23 protein-coding genes and 1 pseudogene are annotated in these 21,541 nt (G+C 34.2%); 14 read left to right on the top strand and 10 right to left on the bottom strand.

Annotated elements, in window-relative coordinates; genetic code table 11:
- Nucleotides 1–251: 251 nt before the first annotated feature.
- A complete protein-coding gene (locus PSR12_RS23540) occupies nt 252–1,721 on the top strand; it encodes an alpha/beta hydrolase family protein (RefSeq protein WP_274771051.1) in 1,470 nt (489 codons plus the stop codon).
- A gap of 220 nt (nt 1,722–1,941) precedes the next feature.
- Here the strand turns inward: PSR12_RS23540 and PSR12_RS23535 are convergent, their stop codons facing one another.
- Complete coding sequence (locus tag PSR12_RS23535; RefSeq protein ID WP_274771049.1) at nt 1,942–2,388, bottom strand: MarR family winged helix-turn-helix transcriptional regulator; 447 nt, start codon at nt 2,386–2,388, stop codon at nt 1,942–1,944.
- Between the two features lie 280 nt (nt 2,389–2,668).
- On the opposite strand from PSR12_RS23535, the pseudogene PSR12_RS23945 reads away from it, so the two are divergent.
- The 4 genes and pseudogenes from PSR12_RS23945 to PSR12_RS23520 form a co-directional block, all read left to right on the top strand.
- A pseudogene (locus PSR12_RS23945) lies at nt 2,669–2,731 on the top strand (hypothetical protein); the annotation flags it as partial.
- A gap of 122 nt (nt 2,732–2,853) precedes the next feature.
- The gene (locus PSR12_RS23530; protein ID WP_274771048.1) at nt 2,854–3,528 is read left to right on the top strand and encodes a peptidylprolyl isomerase; all 675 of its coding nucleotides are present in this window, start codon (nt 2,854–2,856) and stop codon (nt 3,526–3,528) included.
- A gap of 198 nt (nt 3,529–3,726) precedes the next feature.
- Entirely contained in the window at nt 3,727–4,281 is a 555-nt protein-coding gene (locus tag PSR12_RS23525; protein ID WP_221682443.1) for a sigma-70 family RNA polymerase sigma factor, read from the top strand.
- Entirely contained in the window at nt 4,278–5,366 is a 1,089-nt protein-coding gene (locus tag PSR12_RS23520; protein WP_274771047.1) for a DUF4179 domain-containing protein, read from the top strand. Before PSR12_RS23525 ends, PSR12_RS23520 begins: the two co-directional genes overlap by 4 nt.
- A 44-nt stretch (nt 5,367–5,410) precedes the next feature.
- Here PSR12_RS23520 and PSR12_RS23515 read toward each other — a convergent pair whose 3' ends face one another.
- Nucleotides 5,411–5,743 (bottom strand): BRCT domain-containing protein, encoded by a 333-nt coding sequence (locus PSR12_RS23515; RefSeq protein WP_221682441.1) that lies wholly within the window; start codon nt 5,741–5,743, stop codon nt 5,411–5,413.
- Nucleotides 5,744–5,839: 96 nt separating this feature from the next.
- Here PSR12_RS23515 and PSR12_RS23510 point away from each other — a divergent pair, with 96 nt between their 5' ends.
- Nucleotides 5,840–7,384, top strand: a complete 1,545-nt coding sequence (locus tag PSR12_RS23510; RefSeq protein WP_274771044.1) for a histidine kinase N-terminal 7TM domain-containing diguanylate cyclase — start codon at nt 5,840–5,842, stop codon at nt 7,382–7,384.
- A gap of 53 nt (nt 7,385–7,437) precedes the next feature.
- Here PSR12_RS23510 and gnd read toward each other — a convergent pair whose 3' ends face one another.
- From gnd to PSR12_RS23490, 4 genes are read right to left on the bottom strand one after another with little or no spacing between them, the layout of a single operon-like run.
- On the bottom strand, nt 7,438–8,838 hold the full coding sequence (gene gnd, locus PSR12_RS23505) for a decarboxylating NADP(+)-dependent phosphogluconate dehydrogenase (protein ID WP_274771042.1): 1,401 nt from the start codon (nt 8,836–8,838) through the stop codon (nt 7,438–7,440).
- A gap of 25 nt (nt 8,839–8,863) precedes the next feature.
- Complete coding sequence (locus PSR12_RS23500) at nt 8,864–10,210, bottom strand: GntP family permease (protein ID WP_257520848.1); 1,347 nt, start codon at nt 10,208–10,210, stop codon at nt 8,864–8,866.
- Nucleotides 10,211–10,225: 15 nt separating this feature from the next.
- Complete coding sequence (gene gntK, locus PSR12_RS23495; protein WP_274771040.1) at nt 10,226–11,767, bottom strand: gluconokinase; 1,542 nt, start codon at nt 11,765–11,767, stop codon at nt 10,226–10,228.
- Nucleotides 11,760–12,491 (bottom strand): GntR family transcriptional regulator, encoded by a 732-nt coding sequence (locus tag PSR12_RS23490; protein WP_036077885.1) that lies wholly within the window; start codon nt 12,489–12,491, stop codon nt 11,760–11,762. The genes gntK and PSR12_RS23490 overlap by 8 nt, the downstream gene beginning before the upstream one ends.
- Nucleotides 12,492–12,724: 233 nt before the next feature.
- Between PSR12_RS23490 and PSR12_RS23485 the strand changes: the two genes are divergently transcribed.
- Both PSR12_RS23485 and PSR12_RS23480 read left to right on the top strand, forming a co-directional pair.
- Nucleotides 12,725–12,931 carry a hypothetical protein gene (locus PSR12_RS23485; RefSeq protein ID WP_221682436.1) on the top strand — a complete coding sequence of 69 codons (207 nt, stop codon included), beginning with the start codon at nt 12,725–12,727 and terminating at the stop codon, nt 12,929–12,931.
- Between the two features lie 171 nt (nt 12,932–13,102).
- On the top strand, nt 13,103–13,375 hold the full coding sequence (locus tag PSR12_RS23480; protein WP_004233441.1) for a hypothetical protein: 273 nt from the start codon (nt 13,103–13,105) through the stop codon (nt 13,373–13,375).
- A 68-nt stretch (nt 13,376–13,443) separates the two neighbouring features.
- Here PSR12_RS23480 and PSR12_RS23475 read toward each other — a convergent pair whose 3' ends face one another.
- Nucleotides 13,444–13,935, bottom strand: coding sequence for a hypothetical protein (locus PSR12_RS23475; RefSeq protein WP_274771036.1), 492 nt, complete (start codon nt 13,933–13,935; stop codon nt 13,444–13,446).
- A 155-nt stretch (nt 13,936–14,090) separates the two neighbouring features.
- Here PSR12_RS23475 and PSR12_RS23470 point away from each other — a divergent pair, with 155 nt between their 5' ends.
- The 6 genes from PSR12_RS23470 to PSR12_RS23445 all read left to right on the top strand — a co-directional run bounded on the left by PSR12_RS23470 (nt 14,091) and on the right by PSR12_RS23445 (nt 19,913).
- Nucleotides 14,091–14,240, top strand: a complete 150-nt coding sequence (locus tag PSR12_RS23470; RefSeq protein ID WP_231595739.1) for a hypothetical protein — start codon at nt 14,091–14,093, stop codon at nt 14,238–14,240.
- Nucleotides 14,241–14,364: 124 nt separating this feature from the next.
- A complete protein-coding gene (locus PSR12_RS23465) occupies nt 14,365–14,922 on the top strand; it encodes an RNA polymerase sigma factor (RefSeq protein ID WP_274771034.1) in 558 nt (185 codons plus the stop codon).
- Nucleotides 14,919–15,854 carry a hypothetical protein gene (locus PSR12_RS23460; RefSeq protein ID WP_274771033.1) on the top strand — a complete coding sequence of 312 codons (936 nt, stop codon included), beginning with the start codon at nt 14,919–14,921 and terminating at the stop codon, nt 15,852–15,854. Before PSR12_RS23465 ends, PSR12_RS23460 begins: the two co-directional genes overlap by 4 nt.
- Before the next feature lie 92 nt (nt 15,855–15,946).
- Nucleotides 15,947–16,714, top strand: coding sequence for a nucleotidyltransferase domain-containing protein (locus PSR12_RS23455; RefSeq protein ID WP_221682431.1), 768 nt, complete (start codon nt 15,947–15,949; stop codon nt 16,712–16,714).
- Between the two features lie 389 nt (nt 16,715–17,103).
- Nucleotides 17,104–18,585, top strand: a complete 1,482-nt coding sequence (locus PSR12_RS23450) for a malate:quinone oxidoreductase (RefSeq protein ID WP_221682430.1) — start codon at nt 17,104–17,106, stop codon at nt 18,583–18,585.
- Between the two features lie 248 nt (nt 18,586–18,833).
- On the top strand, nt 18,834–19,913 hold the full coding sequence (locus PSR12_RS23445) for an ankyrin repeat domain-containing protein (RefSeq protein WP_274771030.1): 1,080 nt from the start codon (nt 18,834–18,836) through the stop codon (nt 19,911–19,913).
- A gap of 99 nt (nt 19,914–20,012) precedes the next feature.
- Here PSR12_RS23445 and PSR12_RS23440 read toward each other — a convergent pair whose 3' ends face one another.
- From PSR12_RS23440 to PSR12_RS23430, 3 genes are all read right to left on the bottom strand, one after another.
- Nucleotides 20,013–20,294, bottom strand: coding sequence for a hypothetical protein (locus PSR12_RS23440; RefSeq protein ID WP_274771028.1), 282 nt, complete (start codon nt 20,292–20,294; stop codon nt 20,013–20,015).
- The gene (locus PSR12_RS23435; RefSeq protein ID WP_274771027.1) at nt 20,291–20,950 is read right to left on the bottom strand and encodes a hypothetical protein; all 660 of its coding nucleotides are present in this window, start codon (nt 20,948–20,950) and stop codon (nt 20,291–20,293) included. The genes PSR12_RS23440 and PSR12_RS23435 overlap by 4 nt, the downstream gene beginning before the upstream one ends.
- Before the next feature lie 144 nt (nt 20,951–21,094).
- A complete protein-coding gene (locus tag PSR12_RS23430) occupies nt 21,095–21,502 on the bottom strand; it encodes a MarR family transcriptional regulator (protein WP_004233459.1) in 408 nt (135 codons plus the stop codon).
- Nucleotides 21,503–21,541: the final 39 nt, after the last annotated feature.

Below are 21,541 nucleotides of genomic sequence, written 5' to 3'. Positions count from 1 at the left end.
TTAAACCAAAATTAGTAAAAAATAAGAAAAAATTCATTTAGAAACATACTTACAATACAAGTCATTATCTTTGTTTGTACTGTAAGTATGTTTTTGTTATATCATATTTAAAATATTCCGATTTTCTGAACTTATGGGGTTTAAACAATATTTATAAAATGCTTCAGAAAAAATTGACAATTATATTATCGTGATTTAGAGTTAAGTAAAGTTAACTAAACTTATTGATTTGATGATAGGAGATGATAGTATTGAGGCTGTTTGAAGGGATGTTAATTGTAGTTCATATTTTATGGTTATTTACTTTTCTCTTTAGGTTTGATGTAAAAATAAAATTAATCACTAACATCAGTGCATTTATCCTTTTAATAATTCATTTGGAACTTGAGGGTTATCGGTGGCAAATGGGATTAAGTTATATTTTATTTATTCTTTTAACTGAATTAACAATGAAGGCACTCATTCAAAGGAACAGAAAAAATGTAAAGTCCATGGTTGGGAACATGAAAAATAAAAGAAAAGTAAAAAAGTATTTATATATTTTATTTATTATCATTTACTCGATTAGTAGCTTTGTGTTAGTAACAGTCATGCCTGTTTTTCAACTTCCTAAGCCTACAGGACCTTTTGAAGTAGGTATGAATTCAAGACACCTGAAAGATGAATCCAGGAAGAACTCAGCTCAAAAAGCTGGGGAATTGATGATACAGATATGGTATCCAGCAGATGTGGAAGAGGATGTGAAGGAAATACATTATGAACCCTTTCCATATGAAGAATGGTCAGGAACAATCGAATTCATTTTTTCTACTCCGCGCATTTTATTTGAATATTTGAAGTATGGACAAACTAATAGTATAAAAGATGTAGCTGTAACCAATAAACAAGAAAAATTCCCAGTACTTTTATTTTCCCATGGATATGGTAGTACAAGAATGCAAAATTTTTCTCAAATGGAGGAAATGGCGAGCCATGGATATATTGTTGTAAGCGTTGACCATACAAATGATGCGGCTTATACGAAGTTTCCAGATGGAAGAGAAATAATGAATCAGAAAAACGCATATTCTTATTCTTTTAATATTGCAGATGAGAAAGATGTTAAAACTCGATCAACAGATATAAGCTATGTGATTGATCAATTAACTACAATAAATGATAAGGATCCTTTAGATTTATTTACTGGAAAGATGGATATGAACAAAATAGGTATATTTGGTCATTCATATGGAGGTTCAACAGCTGCTCAAGCATTGTTGGATGATAGAAGAATTTCAGCAGGAATCAATATAGATGGTCCATTGCATGAGCCAGTAGCCAGCTCAGGATTTGATCAGCCTTTTATGTTTATTTTAGATGAAAATTATCTTTACATACCTGATGAAGAAATACAATATACGAATATCACTACAGAAGAATTTCAAAAGTACCATGATAAAATTACAGAGCTTGCTGATTATCACTATAAGGAGGGGATCAGGGGAGATACTTTTATGCTCACTTTTATAGCAGGAGATCATTACACTTTTTCTGATTTCCCTTATCTCTCTCCTTTATTGTCATGGAATATTGATATAGATCATTTTCATGAAGTTATGAATAAGTATATTTTGGCCTTTTTTGATCAATATGTGAAGGGTGAAGCTCCTGATCCGTTGCTTAGAAAAGAGATAATAGAAGACCAGTTTTACTATTTCGAAGCTAATATTAAAAATGATTAATAGTTTAAAATAATATAGTTGTGTAAGAAAACTGTAATATATTTCTTTATACACTATTCAAACGTTTTAAATTAGGATGAAATTTTCAAAGGTATTTCTTTATTTCTGAATCATTTTTTCTAAATCTACAATTAAAGTTAATTTAATCTATCAAAGGCAGTCTTAGCTACACTGTTTTGAAAATGGGTGAGCTTAGATAGGTAGATAATTTTATTAGTCCTTAATCAATTTCATTTTTATTTCCGACAATTTTATTTAATGTATCAAGAATATTTTTTAACTCTATTAAGCTTGCTTTGGAATAATATTTTTCCACAAGAATTTCATCGATTTTTTTAATAAGCTGATGAAACTCTTTTCCTCTATTTCCAAGATAAATAAAGGTCTCTCTACGGTTTGTTAAATTATCTTGACGATAAATCATTTTCATTTCTTCAAGCTTTGAAATAACTTGGCTAACTGCACTTTTTGAAATATCGAAATGAGTTGCTATATCTTTTGCAATAACAGGTTCATTTCGAATTATATAACTCATAATAATTTCCTGTTGAGGAGTTAAGTGGAAATTCTGTAATTCTTCGATCTCTTTTGTTTCTTGTAAAACTAACAATTTAAACTGCTCAAATTGTTGATTGATTTTGTCTATTATTATTAAATAATCATGCACAGATTTATCATCCTTCATATATTTTTTTAGTTAAGTTAATTTTGCTTAACTAATATATATTTGTCAATTTTAAAGGTATAGATGAATTATAGACAATTGTGCAAATAAATAAAGAAAAATCTTTTTCATTAAACAAAATGAAGATTAAAAGAGGATATACGGATTATTAAAAGGGTGTGGACATTTTTAAAGTGTCAGAAATTTATAAGTGATCCACGTGTGAATATCCTAGTAGTGATTTTAAAATTAGGAGAAAGAATACTTTGGAGACAATGAACCGAGATTGAATCGAATAATCAGGAAGTATGATCCATTAATGTATTTATGTTTCCTCATAACTTGAGATAAATGAGCGTAGGATTAAAGAACCTATGCCCATTTTTTATAAGTTATTATTAAGATTTGTCCTACAGTTTAGATAGTTTTATAATGAATTGATGCTTAACAAGAGGAGTTGAAAAGGATATGTTCGTACGTAATAAAGGTTTGTTTTTTATGCTATCTCTGCTAGCCATTATTGTTGTTTTGACAGGCTGTGGTACAGCTAAGGATAGTGAGAAAACTGAGGGAAAAACAGCTAAAGAAACACAAGAAACAATGGATTACGCGTCAAAAGTGAAGGAAAATCCAATTGTGACGATTACGATGAGCAATGATGAAAAAATTGTTATTGAATTGGAGCCTACTGTAGCACCAAATACAGTAGCTAACTTTATTGCTTTAGTAAAAGATGGATTCTATGATGGTCTTATTTTCCATCGAGTTATTCCTGATTTTATGATTCAGGGTGGAGATCCGAAAGGAAATGGTACTGGAGGGCCTGATTATTCGATTGATGGTGAGTTTACCTCAAGTGGATTTGAAAATAATATGAAGCATGAACGTGGTGTTATTTCAATGGCTCGTTCGAATGATCCAAACTCAGCAGGCTCACAATTTTTCATTATGGTAAAGGAGGCCTCACATCTTGATGGGGAATATGCTGCTTTTGGCAAGGTGATTGCAGGTATGGAAACAGTTGATGCCATTGTTGGAGCAGAGCGAGATGCTACAGATAAACCACTCGAAGATCAGCAGATGAAAAAGGTAGAGGTGGATACAAAGGGCTTTGATTATCCAGCACCAAAGGTAAACAAGTAGCTTGCGTCCCAATGCTATTGGTTAAAATCTAAAAGTTAATATAAACATTAAAAGGGCTAAATCTATTGAGATTTGGCCTTTTATATTTGTTAAAAAATTGAAATTATAAATATTTTTGATTAATATGAGAAGAAATTTAAGATTGAACGATGTTATATATAAAGGATCCTTTATGTTTGTGGAAGAAAGGGTGTTTGCATGAGGGTAACAGATGAGAATTTTATAAAGCATCTTAAGAAAAAACGGGAAGAAGCACTTCAATATGTCATTGATGAATATATGGGGATTGTCAAAGCGATTATTTATAATGCTCTAAAATCCTATAATGATCCTCAAATAATAGAGGAATGTATTAGTGATACATTTTTAGGGGCTTATGAAAATGCTAAACAATTTAGAGGCGATAAAGAGGATTTTAGAAGATGGATTTGCACGATAGCAAAGTTTAAAGCCATTTCGAAACAAAGAAGATTGTCTAAAACGCCATATTTTTATGAGCTAAATGAAACAGGTGAAGCCGCAATATCGGCTGAAGAGGAATACTTAATCAAGACAACGACAGAGGAAGTGCTCATCATGATGACGCAATTAGAGCAGTTAGACCGTGATATTTTTACAATGAAATACTTTTTAAATATGAAAAACGAAGAAATTGCTATTCATTGTGGTTTAACAAAAGCCGCTATTGATAATCGATTATATCGTGGGAGAAAAAGATTACAGCAAATTCGTTTGGGGGGAAGTATGACATGAAAAAGCTATATAAACAATTTAATGATTTAAATCTTGATATAAATATAGAGCCGATGGAAGTGAGCACGCTTGAAAAAGAGAGAGTGAAAAGAAATGTCATGATGGTCAAAAAGAAAAGGCATTTCATTAAAAATTTTATTGTTGCAGCTACTTTTTTTATTGCATCCAGTATGACACTTAGTTATACATTTCCTACATTTGCTGCAAATTTACCGTTTATCGGAAGTATATTCGAATTGTTTATTGATGATGAAAGGTATGTATTTAACAATTATGATCAGTTTTCTACAAGTGTCGGAGTGAGCCAAGAAAGTAATGAAGTTGAAGTCACTGTTAATGATGCTGTATATGATGGCGAAAATATTACTATTGCTTACACTATTAAAAGTGAAAAGGATTTAGGAGAAAGGCCAGTTTTATATGGTGACAATGGTGAATTAACTGCTGAGGAATTTGGTAATAGGTATCGATATGACGGCTACTCAACAAATTATTTGGTTCAAAAGATAAACAGCAATGAGTATGCAGTATTGTATATTTTTGAACTCATTAGAGGCTCTAAGCCCGAGGAAGTTCACATTAATTTTCAAGGAGATCAAATTGTTGATTTAAATAATGTAAATAATTCAGTAGCAGGAGACTGGTCATTTGAATTTACTTTAGAGAAGCTTGAAAGTGAAACAATAAAGGTGGAAAAAGATAGTATGAAAACAGAAGGGAAAGATATAAAAATTGAAGCTTTTAAAATAACGAAAACACCTATCGCTACAACATTTTATCTTTCCGAAGAAGTCTTGGTGGAGAAAGAAAATGAAGCTTGGCGAGGAGTTCTCATTGACTATATTGTGACAGATGATTTAGGGAATGATTATAATGTCATGCATTTTAGAGGAACTGGTCATAGTACAGATTTCAAAGGGCGTGAAAATTTCCCTCGTATTGTTGTAAACAAATTTGATGAACAAGCTACCTCGATTATGATCACGCCTGTAGTAGGTGTATACAAAATTAAGGATAGTACAGGAGCATTAGAACCGATAAAAGAGCCATATAAATTAAAGCCTATTGCTGTTCCAATAAAGTAAAAAATTAAAAGAGTATGTAGGAAGAACAACCTTACATACTCTTTTTACTTATCATCTTTCTTTGGGATCGAAATAAGCCATAAAAAATCATCTTCTATTAACATTTGAATGTCTTGTCCCTCACGAATTAGCTGCTCAGCTTTATGCTGCTTGGCGCTTATACCCCTACGTTTATTACCAAGAACAACGAAATCAGTATGCTGTGTAACAGCTCCCTGTAAATACCCTCCATATGTTTTTACTTGTTTGGCGGCTTCGGATCGTGTCATGGTAGAAAGGGCGCCTGTGAATACAATTTGTTTGTTATAAAAGGGGTGGGTTAGATTTTCAACTGGATCAGAAAAGAAAATAATTTCTGAGTTATCCTTATTGATCATTTTCGTTACTCCTTAAAAAAATTTATCTATAAATAAATCCACAAAATTTTATATGTATGCTACATTAAAAATAAAAATATAAAGAGGTACATAGACATGAATTCACAATTGACTGCTTTCATTACTCTTAGCTGTACATCAGGTGTACTAAATTTGTATTTATGTTTATACGTATTTCTAAAACGCTACAATTATACAAAAATTGCTCAATTGTTTATTAGTTATACAGCACTAATCGCAGTATATTGTTTTGCCTCTGCTTTAGGTTTAATCGCTACAACATTGAGCACCATAAAGGTTTGGACAGCCATCCAATATGTAGGTATGGCTTTTTCAACGCCTCTCGGGTTATTGTTTATCATGCAATACCTGGGCTTTCATCTGACAAGGAAAAAGATAATGGCTCTTCTTGCCATTCCTTTTATTAGCTTAATCATGGTTGCTACAAATGATATACACCATTTTCATTATAGAGTTTTTGAAATAGATCCTGTATTAGGGGCACCTTATGTGCATCAGGAAATTGGCATATGGTATATCATTCATGGCATATTTACTTTTGGCTGTATGTTCGTATCTTTTTTATTAGTATTAATCCATTGGAAAGAGACTACTAAGTCCTATCGGCAACAATTAATTGCCTTAATGTGTGGTCAACTTATTCCTATGATAACAGCATTCATCTATTTATTGGGCTTAACACCTCAAGGAGTTGATCCTGTTCCAATGGTATTATGGGCTTCGTCATTTTTGTATTTATGGTCTATTAATTCCTCCCGATTATTTAGGGTGATGCCTGTTGCCAAGGATGCAATATTTCATAGTATCAATGATGGGGTTATTGTGTTAGATGAATCTGCCCGATTAATAGAGTTAAACCAAGCCTGCAGCAAGGTGCTTCCACAGCTAACCAGATCCATGATCGGTAGGGATATTAGGAAAGCATGGCTTGAAGTAACTGGGCAAACGATGCCATTTACATTAGAGGCAGCGGTGAATACGCAAGACATCGAGATTGTGCTTTCTGCTCATACTTATCAAGTGCGCGTTACAGAGCTGCAACATGTTAATCATGGAAAGGGGCTATTACTCATTTTCACTGATATAACAGAATTAAAGGAGCTACAAAGACAGTTAGAGCAACTGGCCTTTTATGATGAACTTACACAAATTTATAATCGCCGAGCTTTTTTTCAACAATGTAATCAAGTTTACAGCGAGGCAAGAGAATCATCAACGACTTTTACTGTTATTTTAATGGACATCGATCATTTTAAAAACGTCAATGATACGTATGGGCATGCTATCGGTGATCAATTACTAGTTCATGTCGTAAAGGCTTGTCAGAGTGTGTTGAAAAAAGGAGAACTGTTTGCACGGTATGGCGGTGAGGAATTTGTTCTTGCGCTCAAGGACTATACATTATTAGAGGGGCAAGCATTAGCTAATTTGCTCTGTAATAGCGTAGATTCCCAGCCACTTATGACTGCTGAGGGAGCAATTCATGCTACCATTAGCTGTGGTGTAGCTGAAGGTACAAAGGGACAAGAGACACTGTATCAGCTTTTAAACAATGCGGATAAAGCACTGTATGCGGCAAAACAAGCAGGACGTAATCGAGTACATGTTTATCTAGAATAAAAAAGCTAAAATATACAATCATTGAGGGAATGATGTATATTTTAGCTTTTTACTTACCAATTTGTATGAAAAACTCCTTCTACATCAACTCGTTCATACGTATGCGCACCAAAATAATCACGTTGTGCCTGTAACATATTAGCATTAGATGAACCTGTTCGATAACTATCGTAATATGTGAGAGAAGCACTTAAGCATGGGAACGCACTTCCTGCTTGGATGCCTTCACAAACTATTTTTCTTAATCCATTTTGATAGTCCATCGTCTTTTCTGCAAAGTATGGATCAATTAATAAATTATTTAGTGAAGGTTGCTTTTGATAGGCTTCACTAATAACATTTAAAAATTCTGCTCGAATAATACAACCACTACGGAAAATTAATGCTATATCTTTTAATGGTAAATTCCATTCATAAAGCCCAGATGTCATTTTATATTGTGTAAACCCTTGCGCATAAGCACAGATTTTCCCCATATATAGAGCTTGGCGGACGTATTCAATCCAGACATCTTTATCTAGATTTTGTTGTTTATAATTTGGCCCAGATAGTATTGCCTCTGCTCGAATTCGTTCCTCTTTTAATGATGAAATATAGCGAGCGAATAAGGCCTCCGTAATAATTGATGTAGGAATACCATTATCTATAGATTGCAGGCTTGTCCATTTCCCAGTACCTTTTTGACCAGCTTTATCTAGAATCATATCAATTAGTGGTAATCCTGTTACCTCATCTTTTTTCCTTAAGATTTCAGCTGTTATTTCAATTAAATAGCTTTTCAATTCGCCCTGATTCCATGTTTCAAAAATAGTAGCAATTTCCTCAACGGATAATCCTATATTTTTTCTTAAAAACGTATAGGCTTCTGCAATGAGTTGCATATCTGCATACTCGATTCCATTGTGTACCATTTTAACGAAGTGACCTGCGCCCTTAGGACCAATATACGTACAGCATGGTGTATCATTTACCTGCGCTGCAATCTTTGTCAGTATAGGTGCTACTTTGTTATAGACCTCTTGATCACCACCAGGCATGATAGATGGGCCTGTCAATGCTCCAACTTCACCACCAGAAATACCAATCCCTAAATACCCGATTCCTAAAGCTTTAAGTTCATCGTATCTTCGCTCTGTATCTTTATAATGAGAGTTGCCGCCATCCATAATGACATCGCCCTTTTCAAGGAAAGGCACTATTGACTGAATAACTGAATCTATGGCATTACCAGCTGTCACCATCAAAAAGATCTTTCTTGGTTTTTCTAAAGCTTGTACAAACTCTTCTATTTCATAGTAGGGAGTAAGCGCTTGTCCTTCAATTTTTTGTAGAAGTTTGTCGGTTAAATCTCGTGTGTAATTATAAACGGCTACTTGCTCGCCCTTATTAGCCATGTTTAAAGCGATATTACTTCCCATAACGCCTAAACCGATAACGCCAATTGTATTTAACATTGCGCTCGCTCCTTTTTAACTTTTTTTAAACAAATAAACTTAGTAATAAAATAAATCCTAAACCAGCTACAGATACAATTGTTTCTAGCAAGGTCCATGTAGCAAATGTTTCCTTCATGCTTAATCCAAAATACTCCTTAAACATCCAGAAACCAGCATCATTGACATGTGAAGCAATTAAGCTTCCTGCACCTGTTGCCAGTACGACTAAAGCAAGATTCACATCACTTTGACCTAACATTGGGATGACTAGCCCAGCTGTTGTTAAAGCAGCAACTGTAGCTGACCCTAATGAAATACGTAAAATAGCGGCAATAATCCATGCTAGTAAAATTGGCGACAAGGTAGTTCCATTGAAGAGTTCAGCTACATAATCACCAACACCACCATCAATTAATACTTGTTTGAAGGCGCCACCGCCCCCAATAATTAAGAGCATCATACCAATATGTGAGATTGCTGTCGTACATGATTCCATTACTTGCTTAATAGGAATTTTCCTTGCAATACCCATTGTATAGACAGCAACTAATAAGGAAATTAACATGGATGTACCTGCTTCACCGATGAAGCGGATACCTGCTAAGAAGCCATTATCCTCAAAGCCAATTGTTTTTTGCAACAGTGTAATAATAGTAGCAATGGACATCAAAATAACGGGTAATAGTGCAGTGAAAACACTTATTCCAAAACTCGGTGTGTCCTCTAGTTCAAATGTTTTTTGTTCACCTAGAGAGGCGATATTTCCAGTTTTGTTGAATGATTCAGGCACTAACCTTTTCGCTAATTTTGTAAATAAAGGCCCTGCTAAAATAACAGTCGGAATGGCAATGATAAAGCCGTAAAGCAATACCTCACCAATATTTGCCCCAAATTCACCAGCGATAACGGTTGGCCCTGGGTGTGGTGGCAAAAATCCATGTGTGACAGATAAGGCTGCGGTCATTGGAATTCCCAAATATAAAATAGAAACCTTTAATTGTCTTGAAATAGCGAAGACAATTGGGATTAATAGCACAAGACCTACTTCAAAGAACAGTGCGATACCGATAATAAAGGATGCTGCTACAACTGCCCATTGAATGTTCTTTTCTCCAAACTTATTCACAAGGGTCATGGCAATACGCTGTGCACCCCCAGAATCGGCAATTAATTTTCCTAGCATCGCACCAAGACCAAATATTAATGCCAAGTGGCCTAATGTTCCACCTAACCCTGCTTCAATCGTTTTTACGATGCCATCTAAAGGCATCCCAAGAGCTAATGCCACACCGAATGAAACAATGATTAATGAAATAAACGTATTTAATTTAAAGCCCATTATTAAAATTAACAGCGCGATAATACCAATACCTACAATAACTAATGGCATGTATTCTCCTCCTTTTTAGTTGGGCTTAATTAAGCTCCTTTGATACTGAGCAATTGACGAATAGTCGTCTGCTAATACTCTAGATAAACGAATGAAAATTGGGAGTAGCTGTCTATATTCTTTGGCCGCCTCTTCAATTGGCGTATGTTTATAAGTGTCTCCAACCATGTCAGCGACAACGTCAAAGGAATCGATTTGTCCAATAGCATATAAGCCTAAAATACAAGCGCCGAGACAGGAGCTTTCATAGCTTTCAGGAACTACCACTTCGGATTCAAAAATATCCGCCATCATTTGTCTCCAAATCTCAGAGCGTGAAAAACCACCTGTTGCTTGAATACGAGTGACGGGGCTTTCCATACATTCCAGTAATGCTAAATAGACAGTATATAAATTGTAGATAACCCCTTCGAGGGCAGCTCGTATCATATGCTCCTTTTTATGAGACATGGTTAAACCAAAAAATGAACCACGGACATCTGGATTCCATAAAGGCGCACGTTCACCTGATAGATAGGGATGGAATAGCAGTCCATCAGCGCCAGGTCTAACACGTTCAGCAATTTTCGTTAACACTTCATATGGATCAATACCTAATCTTTTAGCTGTTTCAATCTCTGAAGAGGCAAACTCATCGCGAATCCAGCGTAATACCATACCACCATTGTTTACGGGTCCACCAATAACCCAATGATTCTCTGTTAAGGCATAGCAAAAAATTCTACCCTTTACATCTGTTTTGGGCTTATCAATTATGGTACGGATAGCACCACTTGTCCCAATAGTGACAGCAATTTCGCCTTCTCGAATGGCGTTCACACCTAGATTAGAGAGCACGCCATCACTTGCGCCAATGACAAAAGGTGTTTGTGGGTCAATACCAATTTGTTTAGCTAAAAAGTCATTGCAATTCAAAAATAGTTGAGTTGTTGGTACAAGTGTTGATAATTGTGCTTTCGTAATACCTGCAACAGTTAAAGCTTCTTCGTCCCAATCTAAGGTATGGAGATTCATCATACCCATACACGAAGCTAATGAATAATCGACGACATATTGATCAAAAAACTTTTTAAAAATGTATTCTTTAATACCGATATATTTCTTTGTTTTGCGCGCGATTTCAGGATGTTCATGCACAAGCCAAGTAATTTTGCTTAGTGGTGACATTGGATGAATAGGTGTACCTGTTCTTTTATAAATTTCATGACCATTCCAATCAGCTTTAATTTTATGTGCCCATGCTTCACTACGATTATCTGCCCAAGTGATGACAGGTGTTAACGGTTGATCATTTTCGTCCATAGCGATCACACTATGCATAGCACTACTAAAGGAAACAAATAGTAATGGTTTATCAGAATGAACTTTCATAATGTTGGTAATGGCTTTTAGTACAGCTTGAAAGATTTCTTCTGGATTTTGTTCTGCTGTTGAAATATCCGGTGTATATAATGGATACCCAATATTTTCCTGTTGAATAACCTTCCCATGTTCACTAAATAATACGGCCTTAGTGCTAGTAGTCCCTATATCAACACCTAACATATAGTTAGTCATTTTGTGGCTCAACCCCTTTAGATAGCATCTGCTGTGACCGCCATAAATCTTCTACTTTACCTTGAACATCATCAAAATTTTCATGTAAGGACTTAATCATAAGCTCTCGATCTTTGGCTCTAATAGCATCAATATAGAGTTCATGATTCTTCACAATACGAGTAAAATCCTCATATTTCTCTTTAAAGCGCATGCGCATAGACAGCAAAATCAAGCCTTCCATTACTGGCTTTAAATTATTCCAAATCATGGTGATATAGGAATGTCCGATGGAGCGAATAATTGTCTCATGGAACATAACATCCTGATAAGAAAATTCGTCTGCATCGTTATACTTAATGGCAACCTTCATCATTTCTAATGTTTTGCTAAGTTCTAGTGCTAAGTTAGTTGTATCCATTTTTATGAGACGTTCAAACACAAAAGTTTCAATCAGCAATCGAACATCATAAATTTCTTCAATCTCTTTTTCCGATAAACCAATGACAACAGCACCCATTTTTTCCAATCGAATGATATTTTCAGAAGCTAATATTCTTAAGGCTTCACGAATGGGTGAACGACTTACTTCAAAATCAGCTGCTAGTTTGTTTTCTGAAAGAATGGTACCGCTTTCAATTAAACCTGAAATAATACGCATTCTAAGTTCATATGCTACACGATCGCCTGTTGAAGCCTTAGAAAGCCACTTTTGTGGATATAGATAATCATTATATTCGCTCATACTATCACCTTTTTTATTTTGAGTATACTTGTATACAAGTATTATAGTCAGAAAGAAAATAAGATTGCAAGCGACTTACTAGCAATCAAAAATTGAAAAGCCTCAACTCTATACTTAGCTAAAAAATAATTAATGCACATTCTTTTTTACTGCTTGGACAAACTTTAGAATGAAAAGTTCATAAAACATATACAAGGTTTTAAAGCTTTTCAAATAATCGATGAAGGATGGTTATGTCAAATATGAATACAAATCGTAACAAATCAAATGGTACGAAAAGTGCAAATAAAACAAATCAACAGCGTCAGACACTTCATCGTGAGGAGTTTGGTGCTGAATTTGAGCTTGAATCAGCTTCAGCACAAATCAACAACTTTGCTGAAACCCAAGGAAAAACAGGTATCAAGCAACCAGTCAGTGAGAGGACTGCATGGCACTAATTTATATTTGACAACTATTCATGACATTGAGGGAGGACTAAGGCATGTGCCTTAGTTCTTTTATTATAACCTGGGAAATATTGTGTTTATTTTCTTCCATACATATTATCAGAGCATTTTATAATACTACATCTAGAGCAAAGAAAACATTGAGAAGGGAAGATATATACATTGGCTAAGCACTCCGATACAAGTTGGAAGCAGGATCATCCTAGCACATTGTTTAGTAACTCTGTGCAAAAGGCGGATCGTCTATTAAAGCATGCAAAGTCACATCCAGAGGAAATAGCAATCGAACATGCATTTAATCAGATTAAGCATGCTGAAAATGCACGTTTCAATGCAGAACAATATGGTGAACATTTGGATACTGTTCAGCAAAATAAAGAATATCTAGAGCAGATTAAACAACAATTACATGAAATGAAAAATGATACTGAATAAATAATAACAGTCAACAACGGCTTAAATTCACGTAGTGAGGTTTAAGCCGTTGTTCAAATATGATTAAATTAACACCAAACAATGATTTCATAGGGAGTGGTTTGAGCAGGAATACTCCTAGTGGTAGGACCATAAACAACAATGAGGTTTCGATTGGCAGGACTATTGGTAAAAGGCTGCCCATTTTTAAGTGAAATAATCGTAGTAGGAGAAAGGTTTAATTGTAATTGTCCATCACTACTCAGTAATTGTTGATTAAAGAAATCTACCTTTACATTATGATAATTGCTTTCTTTTACAATAATTAAAGCACGGTATTGTGGCGGGTAAATCATCGGTACAGGTGCATCTCCATCATAATATCCTGTTACCCATTCACCAGTTGTGACAATTTCACGATTAACAAAATAGGTGGAGGGAGAAATAATAAAATTGACGACCCCACCAGCACCATCTTCTAAGGTCATTATTTTATAACAACCGTTCTTATCTCCGTTTTGCCCAACAGAAAAATCACTGATTTGAGTGATAACACCTCGAAAAAATTTAAAATTGACCATACCCATTCCCTTCTTACATATTTCTCATTTTTAGCGTATCATTTTAATTTATGTAGCATTGTAAAATTAGGTGACAGACGATAAATAGGATGCTATTTGATAGCAATCAACTTATACTAAACATGCTTACTATTAGGTCAGAGGAGTGGCATCTATTGAATTGGATTTCTAAAAATAAGAAAATCTTTCTATTATTAATTTTCGTTGTTATTGTTGTCGCTGGTATACTGGATATTAAATATGAGGGATTATTCTTTCAGCTATTACCTACATCAATACAAACATTTTTATCTAATTTATTTTGAAATGTGGAGAACCGTACCTAAAAGAGTGCGGTTTTTTCATTAGCAGAATTTTTGCCACAACATGCAACCAATTGTTTGGATTATCTACTTTATAAGTAAGAGTACATAAAAGGAGAAAATGCAAATGGACGATGAAAAAATAGTTGCTTTATACATACAACGCTCACAGCAGGCTATTTTAGAAACAAGGAAAAAATATGGAGCATATTGTAGAGTAATAGCAAGAAGAATCTTGGCAAATTTGAGGGATGTTGAAGAATGTGAGAATGATGCCTACCTAGCTGCATGGAACACAATCCCTCCACAGATACCAAGAAAACTATCTATTTTTTTAGGGAGAATCATACGTAATATTGCACTTGATAAGCATAGCTATAATACAGCCAAAAAGAGAAACAATGAGTTTGAGGTCATTCTCACAGAGCTGGAAGAATGTCTAGCTTCTTCTCATACGGTAGAAACATCCTATGAAGCGGGTGAACTTGCTCAATACATTAGCCAATTTTTATATACCTTAGATGAACAATCTAGAAATATATTTATTCAACGATATTGGTACTCCTATTCTATAAAAGATATTTCCTTACACTTTCACATGAGTAGTAGTAAAGTTAAGTCCAACTTATTTAGGACACGTAATAAACTAAGATTTTATTTGGAAAGCGAGGGATTATATATATGAAAAAAGAGGAGTTATATCGTGAAATTGGGTTTATAGAGGAAGAATTAATTGAAGCCGCCAACTATGAAGTAAAGAAGAAAAGTTTTTCTAAAAAATGGCTCGCTGTGGTAATAAGTATGATGATCGTAAGCTCAGTTTCTACTGCCACAATAGCAGCAGCTTACTATAAACATCAAAATAATGAGCTTTATATTCGTTATTTATCAGCAGAGGACATGGAACTAATGCCAGCTACAAAATATGATGCAGATAAATTTCTAAAAGCTCTAGATAGTGACAAAGAGGAGTATATCTATATTGCAATAAATAGACTAGTAGAGAGCTATAATGATGAAAAGTTGAGAAATAAGGCGTTAAAGGCTATTCAGCCATTTATACAAAGTGATAACAAAAAAATTGCAAATTCGGCTATTTTTGCTGTCGATATTTTATCGGGAAGCTTTAAAAGTCAGCAGGTATATAAATTAGCAGATGGGAGCGTCTTCTTTACTTTATTCAATAATTATTCAGATTACGGAAGCCAAAATGTTCTTTGGCGTATAAAAGATGATGTGCTAGAGGCATATTCTAGCTTCTCCAGTCCATCAATGTATATTAAAGAGATAATTCCTTCACCTGATCAGAAATTAATTGCTATTGTCACGAACTCTAATAAAAGTGAATTTGTTGAAGTCATCAATGTGGAAGAGCGAATGGTAAGCCCAGAGTTAGTAGAATCTTCAAGGGTTAAATATGGTGCTGAGCAAGGGTTAGATACTTGGATTCGAACAGATCATGAAAACTATAGCTATGTGGATCATCTTAGATGGAAGGGAGATGCTACAATAGAATTTGAAGCTAGTCTCTCCTATGATGATACGGCGATTATTAAAGACGTGGTAGTCACTTATGAAGTTAGCCAAGAGAAATTAACTGTTAAAGAAATTAAATAAGAAGCAGATAAAAACAGAAAACGTATTAAAGGTTTTCTGTTTTTTCAATAGTATTGTAGAAATAAATCAATTAAAAAGGGAGTGAATGATCAATGGCAAAATGGAAAATAGCCTTAGAAACGTTCCTGAAAGAATGGCAAGATAAAGAGGAAGTTATAGGAGCGCTCGTATGTGGGAGCTATATTACTGGAAATCCCTCTAAGCGCTCTGATATCGATGTTCATATTATTTTGGCGGATAATGTGGGGTGGAGGGAAAGAGGGAATCGTGTTATTGATGGTTTTTTAATTGAATACTTTGCGAATCCACCAAGTCAAATTCGTGGGTATTTCCAAGATGATTTTAAAAAAAGAAGAACCATGTCGATGGTCCAATTTAAAACAGGGAGAATTTTATTTGATTATACTGGAATAATAAATGATTTAAAATTTGAAGCAGAAGAATGGCTCAAAGAAAAATATAAAACAATGAATAAAACGGTCTTAGAAATAAAAAAATATGAACTATGGGATGCACTAGATAATTTAAAGGATTGTTATGAGCAAGATAAAATGAACTTTTCCTTTACCTACCATAACTCATTAGCCAATTTATTTTTGTTGTACTGTCAGTATTTAAATCTAGAAACGATACCCTTTTATCAAATCTATGCCTATCTTGAAGATCCAATTTACCTGCAAAAATATAGTAAGTCAGCATTTCCAGATGAGGACTTTAGAGAAATTTTTATGAGAGCAATGCATGAGGACAATGTTGAAAAGATGATGGCGTTATATGAAGCAGTAGTGGAGTATGTGTTCAGACAAATGGGCGGTTTTCATATAGATGGCTGGCATATAAAAAGCCCAATCGAAAGTTAATCTTTGGGTAAAGGAAAGTTAGTTCAGATACAAGACGAACTCCATATTTATATGTTATTATACAGATATAATAATAAAAAGAACCTATTTTTTATGAAAATGTCAACCATTTTTAGGCCGATTATTCCAATAAGCTTAAATAATTCAATTTTTATCTAGAACAAAAAGTGATTTTTTTGCTTGAATTATGATCGGAAAGTCTCGAAAAAAGCTGATAACTCTCATATAAATAGTTGATATTTTATTCTTGAACTAATTGTGATAAACTGCAATAAGGTAATAATTGATACAGAAATGGTGTGCTCCGAGGTTGCTCCATGGCTACAGTACTTCTAAAGTGGGAGTGCTTACATCCTTTCTGCAAATCTTAACATATAAGGAAGGTAAAAATGAGTAACAGACAAATTAAATCAGATGTTATCTTAATTGGTGCCGGAATCATGAGTGCAACTTTGGGAACATTACTCAAAGAATTAGCACCAGATTGGAAAATAACAGTGTTTGAAAAGCTTGAAAAAGCAGGCGAGGAAAGTTCTCACGAATTAAACAATGCGGGAACTGGACATGCTGCATTATGTGAGCTGAACTACACATCAGAGAAAAAAGACGGATCAATCGATATCAAAAAAGCGATTAATGTTAATGAACAGTTCCATGTTTCAAGACAGTTTTGGTCGTATCTTGTAAACAATAAGCTGATCAATAATCCACAAGACTTCATTATGCCTTTACCACATATGAGTTTAGTACAAGGGAAAGAAAATGTTGAGTTTCTAAAGAAACGTCATGAAACGATGACAAAAAATCCTTTATTTGAAGGAATGGAATTTTCTAATGACCCTGAAACACTAAAAAAATGGATTCCACTTATTATGGAAAATCGTCCTGCTGGTGAAGACATTGCTGCAACGAAAATTGACACTGGTACAGATGTTAACTTTGGTGCTTTAACACGTATGTTAATTGATCACTTAAAAGCAAAAGATGTAGATGTTAACTATAATCATAGTGTTGAAAGTTTAAAACAAGCTAGTGATGGTACATGGGAAGTACGTGTGCACGATTTAGACGGCTGTAAAATGGAATATCATTCAGCAAAATTTGTCTTCCTTGGAGCTGGTGGAGGAAGCCTAGAATTACTACAAAAATCAGGTATTCCTGAAGGGAAACATATTGGTGGATTCCCAATTAGCGGTTTATTCTTAGCATGTAATAATCCAGAAATAGCTGAACAACATCATGCAAAAGTATACGGAAAAGCAAAAGTTGGTGCTCCACCAATGTCGGTTCCGCATCTTGACACACGTTATATTGATAACAAGAAATCATTACTATTTGGACCATTCGCAGGTTTCTCTCCTAAGTTCTTAAAAACAGGTTCAAATATGGATTTATTTGCTTCTGTAAAACCGCATAATATCACAACTTTATTAGCTGCGGGCGTGAAAGAGATGGGCTTAACAAAGTATTTAATCCAACAGCTTATGCTTTCAAAAGAACAACGTATGGAAGAGTTACGTGATTTCATTCCAAATGCTAAAAGTGATGATTGGGATATTATCGTAGCTGGACAACGTGTACAAGTAATTAAAGATACAGAAGCTGGCGGTAAAGGAACACTTCAATTCGGTACAGAAGTTGTAAGTGCTTCTGATGGCTCGATTGCAGCTTTACTAGGAGCTTCACCAGGTGCATCTACAGCTGTACATGTTATGCTTGAGGTTCTTAATAAATGTTTCCCTCAACATATCAAGGAGTGGGAACCAAAAATTAAAGAAATGATTCCATCTTATGGTCTATCATTAGCAGAAAACCCTGAGCTTCTAAAAGAAATAAATGCAACAACAGATAAAGCACTTGGCTTAAAATAAAAGTAAGTCATGGTAAGCGTTTAAGAAATAGCTCTCAATCTATTCTGATTGAGAGCTATTTTTAATTTAAAATAAATTCTTTCCTGGGAAATTTTGAATCCAATTGCCATCTTTTTAATAAAGGAACCATCAAATTTGCTATAAATCTTGCCCTGTGTTTTATGACACTATAGCTCTATGTCCCATTGTGATATAGATGGTAGTTTTCTATACTTTGTATATACATTAAGAAGGGAGCCAATCTATAGATGATTAAGCTACAAGATATTGGAACATTTCCAGAACTACCGGACCTTGCAATGTATATCTATACTGGTAATATTACGGCTTTGCAAGTTGCGAGGGATAAAGGCTGGAATATTGAAGAAGAGATATGTTTAAGTCAGCATATATCATTAAGCCCATTGGATTTAGCATTGATTGCACAAAGATTGGATGTAGTAAAATTATTAGTTGAATATGGGGTTAATTTAAATGTGGAAAAAAATCCTTCTTTTTTAAGGGCTGTTCGATATTGTAAAGAAAATATAGTACGTTACCTTGTTGAACAAGGAGCCAAATTAGATGGCTATAATCAAGTTGGATCTGGAGCCTATTCTCAGGCCTACTATGGCAATAAAAGAAATATCCCTCTTATTCATGAACTTGGACTTGATATAAAGCAGCATGGAGGTCCAGTATTGCGTCAGGCTGTGTCGAATTTTGATAAAAAAACAGTCACTTATTTACTTGATCAAGGAGTAGATATTAATTATCAAAAGCCTGATATGGTCTATCCCTATAAAGCAACACCATTAACAGTTGCAACACGAATGGGAAATATAGCTATGGTGAACTATTTGATTGAACGAGGTGCAAACGTCACTTTAGCGGAGAAAGATGGTGAGAGAGCTTATACAATTGCTGTACGTATGAAAAATATGGAACTAGCAAATTACTTAAAGGCTCTTGAACCAATAGAACTCCACACTATTGAAAACAAAAAAGAGACATTGAAAAAATACAAGTTACCAGATGAATTGATAAATTTTTTGTCAGGAGATCGACTGCATCTTGAGCTTGCACCAAATGATTATGACATTCACTATATCGATTTTTTCAAACTAACTGATACAATTGAGATGATACTAGGTCATAGAAAGCTCCTCCTTCTTTCCGCAAATATCGACAATTACTCTGATTTGCAAATAGTCTGGAACCCAAAAGGAGAAGGCCAAATAGGGTGCTATGATGTGGAGCATGAGGAGTATGCTAATTTATGTAGTTTTAAAGAATTTATTGGTAGACCTGAAATATACCTTATCCGTTTTCTTGAAGGAGAGCTTTAGCAATGCTTAAAACTGCTGATAAAATTGTGAATCAACTTATTTAAAGTTGTTGAGAGTAAGCATATTCTATCTAAAAAATATGCTTACTTTTTTATTGCTTTATATTCGAAGATTTGACAAACAAAAAACAATAGAACGTTTAATATATGTGGCACAAAAGAACAATAGAAGAGCTACTAACAGGGCGAAGGGGATGCTGAACATAACAGGAAGGTCTACGCCATACCAAATGCCCATTTTAATTTGATCGACTCCGAATGTTCTTAAAAAACCAGCGATTATGGATAAGCCAGCGCTTAAAAGTAATCCAACGTAAAGTACAGATAATACCACTAAAGCTAATGAGCAAAAAAAATTCTTTAGCATTTTTAGAAGTATCATTCTTTTTCCCTCCGTATAATGTGATGCACCTTTGAACTGGAAGCTATTGAATAATCATCCGTATAGTAAAGTGTCCCGATTACACTATTTTCCCCCACTTGGACGACTTCCCCTTCCACAAATTCTGCATTTGTATTAGATATTTGTAGGTATTTTCCACTAACTGTGTGACAACGTAATATTTTCTTAAATAACGGAAGAAGGGTAATCCTATCCTTTTCTATTATCACATTTTCAGCCCTTAACCTGCCAATTTCGCTTTCTCCCGATAACTTTAAATGAAAGTGATTTGCGATTATTTCCACAGCCTTGACTATTCCAATGGCATCAAATTGCTCGCTCTGTAATTTCTCTTCAACCATTAGCTTTCCAGAACTATTGATTTTTTGGATGAAACCATTACATATTTTAATATTACCAACATTTGTCAGTTCATCAATTTGGCAATAATCCTTTAGCTTACACGAGCCAGAGCTATTAAATATCTGCGCTGTAACTGGATAATAGAAGGAGCTATGACCATGAGTGGACACTTTTATTAAGTGTGCTTCTTGATGTAAAGATACAACTCCTCGAATGTTTAATTGTTCATAATCAGCATTCAAATGTTTAATTGTGCCGTTCGTTTGTGTAAGGGTACGGAGTTTTTGAAACATAAAATCACCTCATTATAATTTAATTAATATATATTTTAATTATTAAAATATATATTAATTAAATTATATGCTACTTCCATTTGTCAAGAACAAAAGCATTGCTTAAATTAAACAATAAAAAAAGGATTTCAATTTGTTGAAATCCTAAAAAATTTTATTCATTAATAGGTTTACTTCGCGTAAGATGTTGGCCATGTCTATGAGTTTATCCTGAGAAAACTTTAAAAAGATTTCTTGAACCTTCATGTCACCAATATTGGTTAAAGCCATTTTGACTACACGTCGATCATTATTTTCCCTAATTCTTTGTATGAGTTCGAGTTTTTCTAGTTTATCGCACATGGAAGTTACAGCTCCAGGTGTTACACTAAAGAATTCAGCAATTTCTGTTGCCTTCATCCCATTATTTATTTTTAGCTGTAGGAGCAATATTAATTGGTTTTGTGATAACGCTTCTCCTTCAGATAAAAGATCTACAAACATCTTCGACTTCTGCTGTATTTCCAGCATTTCTTTCATAATAATTTCTACATTGTTTAGATTTTCTGGCATATAATCACGTCCATTAAAATATTTAATAATTAAATTATA

This window comes from Lysinibacillus sp. G01H (assembly GCF_028872195.1).
Taxonomy (GTDB): domain Bacteria; phylum Bacillota; class Bacilli; order Bacillales_A; family Planococcaceae; genus Lysinibacillus; species Lysinibacillus capsici.
Note: the sequence above shows the minus strand (reverse complement) of the source record. Positions and strands in the feature narration are given on the sequence as shown.